Here is a 5,793-nt window from a genome sequence, read left to right as displayed (position 1 = left end):
GATCCTTCGCGACTGCCGCCTCAAGGGCGACGGCGTCCACCACGCGATGCGCGGCATCGCCCGCCTGCACAACCTCACCCTCGCCGGGTGACGGAGAAACGGGCAGGTCATCTGGCACGACAGAGCTCATTTACGGGACAACCCTTAGGGCACCGTCATCGGGACCAACAACGCTGAAGGGGAGCAGAGTTGACCTACACCCACTCCGAGCTGAACCTGACCGACCCGACCAAGGGCTACGCCTACTTCGTCCTCTACACCGAGCCGCGGATCAGCGTGGCCGGCGCCGCGTGGAACGCCACCGTCAACGTCGAGCGGCCCACCCCGTACGTCCAGGAGTGGCTGGACCGGCTCCAGCGCTGCGAGCCGAACGCCCTGCACACCACGCTCGTGCAGAGCCGGGAGATAACCAAGCTGTTCCACCCGTGCGTTGACGAGGACAAAGCCAGCCCCTCGGCACTGGGCGACGGTTGCACCTGCTTCCGCACCTTCGTGGACCCCATCTTCGGGATGCCCGTCGTCGGGCAGCACTTCCGCACCGCACGCGGCAACAACGACCGGTGGACCTACACCACCTACGCGCCTCTGGACCTGCGCCCCGACGACGTCGTGGCCTCCGTCGTCATCGACCGCGGCGGCCTGTTCTGGGCACGGACCAACGACGGCGTTCTGGCGGTCCTGTCGATGCTGGAGTCGTACGGCTACGGGCCGGGCCGAGCGCTGGCACCGCGGGTGCCAGCGCGTTCGCCGCCTACCTCCAGCAGCTCATCCATTCGGACGGACGGAATGCCGCCTGCGGCCGCGACACCGTCACCCCGTCCCCGCATCTGCGGGACTGGGTGCGCAGCGAGGCCGCTCGCAGCGGCCAGGAGGTCTCACTGACGGACGTGGAGGTCACCTCCTGGGGGATCTGACCCTCCGGACGCCTGTCACCGGCCCCGCCCCGCGCTGCTGCGCCAGCGCGGGGCCTCACACGCGTATCCGAAAGAGCGCATGTCGCTGGAGCGCTCCGCGCTCCAGCGGCAGCACGCGTCAACATGCCCGACGTCGCTTACGCCACCAGATTGCCGGGATCTCGTGCAGAGCGCTGGCCTGGCAGTCGGCCATGGCTCGCGCCCTGGGCGCCCTCGCCGTGTGGACTTCGGCGAACACAGACATCGGGCGGCAGCGGGAGATAGAAAGACGGCAGATTTTTGAGAATCTGCCGGTCGCGAAAGCAAGGAGCAGCCTTGGCCAGCAACTTCGACAGCGGCATCAGTGGCACGGTCGGCAGGCAACAGCTTGCCCGCCTTCGCACGTCTGTCCGGCAGAAGGAGAGAATCCTAGCCTGGAAGCAGAAGCGGGCCCGGTTACGGCTGGCGGCCACCGTCCTGGGAGCGGCGTCCTTAGCGATATGGGTGGTGTGGACGTCGCTGCACTGGGGCGACCATGCCGCCCTGGTCCGCGGGAGTTGGGTTTGCGCGCCGTCGTTGGCGACCGCTGTGCTGATTCTCATCATCATGGCTGTCCAACAGGGCGTCATGTCGGAGGCGTCCGACAACACCAATTCAATATTCTACCCCGTGACCTTGCCGGAGCGGTACACCGACTCCATGGCAGAGGTGGAGGCAGAACTGGAGGATCTCCAGGAGGAGGTACGGCTTCTCAGCGCAGCCTCCACCCCGCCCCTACAGGAGCGCCGGAACCTGTATCGCGAGGAGCTCCCTGGCGTCATAGAGCAGCACCGTTCGGAGAGTCGCCGCTATCGCAGAGTGCACAACTCTCTGCAATCCCTAATCATGATCGGTTCTACCGCTGTGACGACCCTGGCAGCCCTGGAGGCGAAAAACTGGACATGGCAGACCATCTCAATGATCTGTCTCGGATTCTGCGTCACGATCGCTACAGCGTTCACCGGCTACTACAAGTACCGGGAGCGCAGCTACTTCCTCCAGCAGACGGCTGATGCCATTGAAGAGGAAGCCAACGCGTTGAGGCTCGGCGTCGGTGCGTACGCCGACAAGCCGGGTGATCAAGCCATGGCCTTGTTCACGCAACGTGTCGAGGCCATTCGCAACGAACAACGCCGTAGACAGCAGCAGCTAGACCAGCCCGCCAACCAAGCCCAAGACCCCAGCCAGCCTGCTGGCTGAATCCGCCGTGAGCGTCTCGTCCCCCGGCATTCCAGATGCCGGGAGACGCGCCGCTGACCGCACCGAGAGCCCGCAGCCACCTGCGGGCCCTCCTTCACGTCGATGACTACCGCGGGACGAAATCACGCGGCGCGCCTGGCACGTCGCCGTGCCCACCAGGACAGATGAGGAGCGGTGGCCGCATTTGAGGGCCTGTGTGGTGTGAGGTCTCGGGACTTGGTTGACACTTTCGGCTCACGAGATCGTTGACGGACTCAGGACTTCCTGGACAGACTCGGTCAGATCTTGGGTGCGTGGATCTTGGCCTTCCAGCGAGTCACCGGGTGCTGGTCCTTGCGAGCGTGCAGCGAGATCTCGGCGCCTTCGTAGGTCACGCGGAAGTGGGTGTCCTCGACGTAGATCTCGACGTAGATGGTGACGATCCGGCCCGCGTAGGTACGTCCGACGCGAAGGCGTTGGCGGGCCACCATCACGACGCCGTCGGTTGGGACCTTGCGCTCGACACTGACGGCGGCCGGGGCCGGTGGAAGCTGCGTCGCGGCGACGCGGGCACCGCGGAGCCGTGGGCGCTCGCCAGATGTGAACGGCGACGGCAGGGTCTTGGCCAGCAGCCCGTCGTGCACCGCGTGGAGGAGGTGTCCGTCGAGTCGCACGGTAATCCGCCGGTTGGCGAGCTCGGAGCCGATCTTCACCCGCTGCCCGGCCAGGTTGATCCAGCCGTTGGGGTCCACGGTGCGTTCGACTTCGAGCGCCTGGTGCGACGGGAGGTCGCCCACGCAGTCGACGGACGGAGGCGCAGGTGGCGGCCCTGCAGGGCGGGCGCCACGGAGCTTGAGCTGGTGCAGGTGTTCGGCGTCGAGATTGGACGGCACGGTCTTCACAACCTCGCCGTTCACGAGGACGTGGACGGTGTTCTCGTCGACCCAGATACGGGCTCGCAGGCCCGCCCGCCCGACGCCGAGCCGGATGCGTTGGACGGAGGGGATGATGCTGACCTGGCCGCTGGCGGGGAGCACGGTGTCGAACTCGACTGCGTGGACCGATGGCGCCAGCACCAATGCAGCCGGGACCGGCTCGGCGGAGACGGGCGCGGGCTCGGACCGCTGGGCGGGCACGACCTTAACCGGTTCGGGCTGAGGGTTGGGCCGGAACAGGCTTGCCAGCGTCGCCATGTCGAGGGCCTGGTGCGGGCGGAGGTGGTTGTAGGTGTGAACCCACTTGCTGATAGCGGCCTGGGCTGCCGCAAGGGATGCGAACGGCCCGCAGTCGTCGAGTAGTTCTCTGCGCAGGGTCCGGTGCCAGCGTTCGATCTTGCCGGTGGTGGTCGGTGAGTACGGTTTGGTCAGCTTCGCGCCGAGAACATCACGTCAACTATGTCCTGAGCCCTCACATTTGAGGGGCCAGCTGGCGACTTTGCGTTTGATGACGCGGGGGTTGGCCCGGCGGCGTCGCCGTGGCAGGAGGCGGCTCCGGTCGAAGATCTCAGTGAGGTACGAGCCGTCCGGCAGCTGCTCGACCACCGGCAGCACCAGGTCCTTGCCGACTCGCCACAGCAGGTCCGCCCCCGTGGCCGCGGCTGCGCGCCACAGGTCCACGCCGTAGAAGCCGCGGGGCGCGCCCTGGGGCACCCGGTCCGGCGACGGACGGCACCGCCCCGCACCCACCGGAGCGATGGGTGCGGGCATCGGACCGTCCAGGCCCGACCGGGCACCCCGGGGCGTGAGGGAAACCGCCCCCGATTCCCGGACCACGGACACGATCCCTGCGCGCCGGACACGGAGCGAACGCGGTGGACCAGAACGCCCAACACCGTTCGGGGCGTCCGGCCGAGCATGAGCCCTGGCAACAGGACTCACTCCCGCTCAGTCTTCAGGAACGGTGATGGTCTTGTACTCGGTGTAGGTGCCGAGGCCGACCGCGCCGTACTCGCGGCCGATGCCGCTGGTCTTGAAGCCGCCGAAGGGACCGTCGAAGGCGACGGAGGCACCGTTGACCGTGATGGTGCCGGTACGGACGCGGCGGGCGACCTCCAGGGCGTGAGCCTCGTCGGAGGACCAGACGCCGCCGGAGAGGCCGTACTCGGAGTCGTTGGCGATGCGGATGGCGTCGTCCTCGTCGTCGTAGGCGATGACGACCAGGACCGGGCCGAAGATCTCCTCCTGCGCGATGCGCATGGAGTTGTCCACGTCGGCGAAGACGGTGGGCGTGACGTAGTTGCCCTTCTCCAGGCCCTCGGGGATCTGCGGGCCGCCGGTGACCAAGCGGGCACCCTCCTCGATGCCGAGCCGGATGTAGTTGCGCACCCTTTCCTGCTGGTCGGGGCGGATCATCGGGCCGATGAAGGTATCGGGGTCGCCCGGGTCGCCGACCTTCAGCGACTCCACCAGTTCCGTCAGCGCGGCCACGACCTTCTCGTACCGGCTGCGGGGGGCCAGAATTCTGGTCTGGGCGATGCACGACTCGCCGTTGTTGAGCAGGGAGCCGAACTTCAGGCCCGCGACCGCCTTCTCGATGTCGGCGTCGGGGAGGATGATGGCAGCGGACTTGCCGCCCAGTTCCAGGCTGACCCGCTTGAGCTGCTCACCCGCGATCGAGGCGATGCGGCGGCCGGCCGCCGTCGAGCCGGTGAAGGCGATCTTGTCGACCTCCTCGTGCGACACCAGGTACTCACTGGTCTCCCGGCCCGCGGACAGGACGCTGATCACGCCCTCGGGCAGGCCCACCTGCTCCAGCAGCTCGGCCAGGAAGCCCATGCTCAGCGAGTTCTCCGGGGACACCTTCAGGACCACCGAGTTCCCGGCGACCAGCGCGGGGATGATCTTCGTGGTGGCTGAGGAAAACGGCGAGTTCCACGGGATCACCGCGGCTACCACTCCGACTGCCTCACGGCGCACCACACTGCGCACCGGGGACGCCGGGTCGGAGGGCGCCAAGGTCTCCTCCCAGCCGAACTCCTCCGCCGCCTTCAGATAGGCGTTCGCCTGCCGGGTCAGGCCGGGTTGTCCGGCCCGGGTGAACCATCCCGCCGAACCGTTCTCCACCGAGATCAGATGCGCGATCTTCTCCGCGTTCTCCTCGCGCAGCGCGTTGAACCGGCGCAGGACCGCGATCCGCTCCGCCGGCGGCGTCGAACGCCACGCACCCGCTTCGAACGAGGCCCGCGCTGCCGCCACCGCGCGGTCGATATCCGCCGGCTGTGCCTGGGCGGCGCGGCCGACTACCGACTGGTCGTGCGGCGAGGCGATATCGAGCAGCGCCGGGTCGCTCGGCTCCACCCAGGAACCCCCGATGAAAAGCCGGTCATAGATGATCATGCGCTTTCTCTCTTTCGAAGTAGCCCCAGAACTGTCACGCTACTGTAGCACTTCACTTCTGTTATAGGCACACGACCGAGATGACAAGTCTTGAATCCTCCACACTCAAGCTGCGACTTCATGCATGAAGGCCAACGCGACACGCGATCTGGAAGCCGTGCTGACACCACCGGGGCGCCGATGCTCGCTGCCGAGCCAGACGCGAGCGTCGCCGCGGAGGCGGGCGGCGGGCGTATGGTCTACCGCCGTTTCACCTCTTGCGAGGAACTCCTGACCGCCATCTACGCATCCCGTCGCCTCGCCGGCGATCGAGCAGGCGGTCCAGGATGCCCGGATGCGCGAGGCGT

Annotated in this window: 5 protein-coding genes and 3 pseudogenes; 4 read left to right on the top strand and 4 right to left on the bottom strand. The window is 67.3% G+C overall.

Annotation, left to right across the window (positions count from 1 at the left end; translation table 11 throughout):
• From KN815_RS40085 to KN815_RS51105, 3 genes and pseudogenes are all read left to right on the top strand, one after another.
• Positions 1-91, top strand: a pseudogene (locus KN815_RS40085) (IS5/IS1182 family transposase); the annotation flags it as partial.
• Positions 92-189: 98 nt separating this feature from the next.
• Complete coding sequence (locus KN815_RS40080) at positions 190-882, top strand: hypothetical protein (protein ID WP_216346719.1); 693 nt, start codon at positions 190-192, stop codon at positions 880-882.
• A 347-nt stretch (positions 883-1,229) separates the two neighbouring features.
• Positions 1,230-2,132 (top strand): DUF4231 domain-containing protein, encoded by a 903-nt coding sequence (locus KN815_RS51105; protein WP_253209543.1) that lies wholly within the window; start codon positions 1,230-1,232, stop codon positions 2,130-2,132.
• Positions 2,133-2,410: 278 nt separating this feature from the next.
• Here the strand turns inward: KN815_RS51105 and KN815_RS40070 are convergent, their stop codons facing one another.
• Complete coding sequence (locus tag KN815_RS40070) at positions 2,411-3,304, bottom strand: hypothetical protein (RefSeq protein ID WP_253209542.1); 894 nt, start codon at positions 3,302-3,304, stop codon at positions 2,411-2,413.
• A 3-nt stretch (positions 3,305-3,307) separates the two neighbouring features.
• Positions 3,308-3,478: pseudogene (locus tag KN815_RS52445) on the bottom strand (integrase core domain-containing protein); the annotation flags it as partial.
• A 249-nt stretch (positions 3,479-3,727) separates the two neighbouring features.
• On the opposite strand from KN815_RS52445, the pseudogene KN815_RS51095 reads away from it, so the two are divergent.
• Positions 3,728-4,014 (top strand): annotated as a pseudogene (locus KN815_RS51095) (transposase); the annotation flags it as partial.
• Here the strand turns inward: KN815_RS51095 and KN815_RS40065 are convergent.
• Both KN815_RS40065 and KN815_RS40060 read right to left on the bottom strand, forming a co-directional pair.
• Positions 3,995-5,446, bottom strand: coding sequence for an aldehyde dehydrogenase (locus KN815_RS40065; protein WP_216346718.1), 1,452 nt, complete (start codon positions 5,444-5,446; stop codon positions 3,995-3,997). The pseudogene KN815_RS51095 and the gene KN815_RS40065 overlap by 20 nt on opposite strands.
• A gap of 105 nt (positions 5,447-5,551) precedes the next feature.
• Positions 5,552-5,793: hypothetical protein (locus KN815_RS40060; RefSeq protein ID WP_216346717.1), on the bottom strand; the 242-nt coding region annotated here is incomplete at its 5' end.

It is taken from the genome of Streptomyces niphimycinicus, assembly GCF_018883605.1.
Classification (GTDB): domain Bacteria; phylum Actinomycetota; class Actinomycetes; order Streptomycetales; family Streptomycetaceae; genus Streptomyces; species Streptomyces niphimycinicus.
Note: the sequence above shows the minus strand (reverse complement) of the source record. Positions and strands in the feature narration are given on the sequence as shown.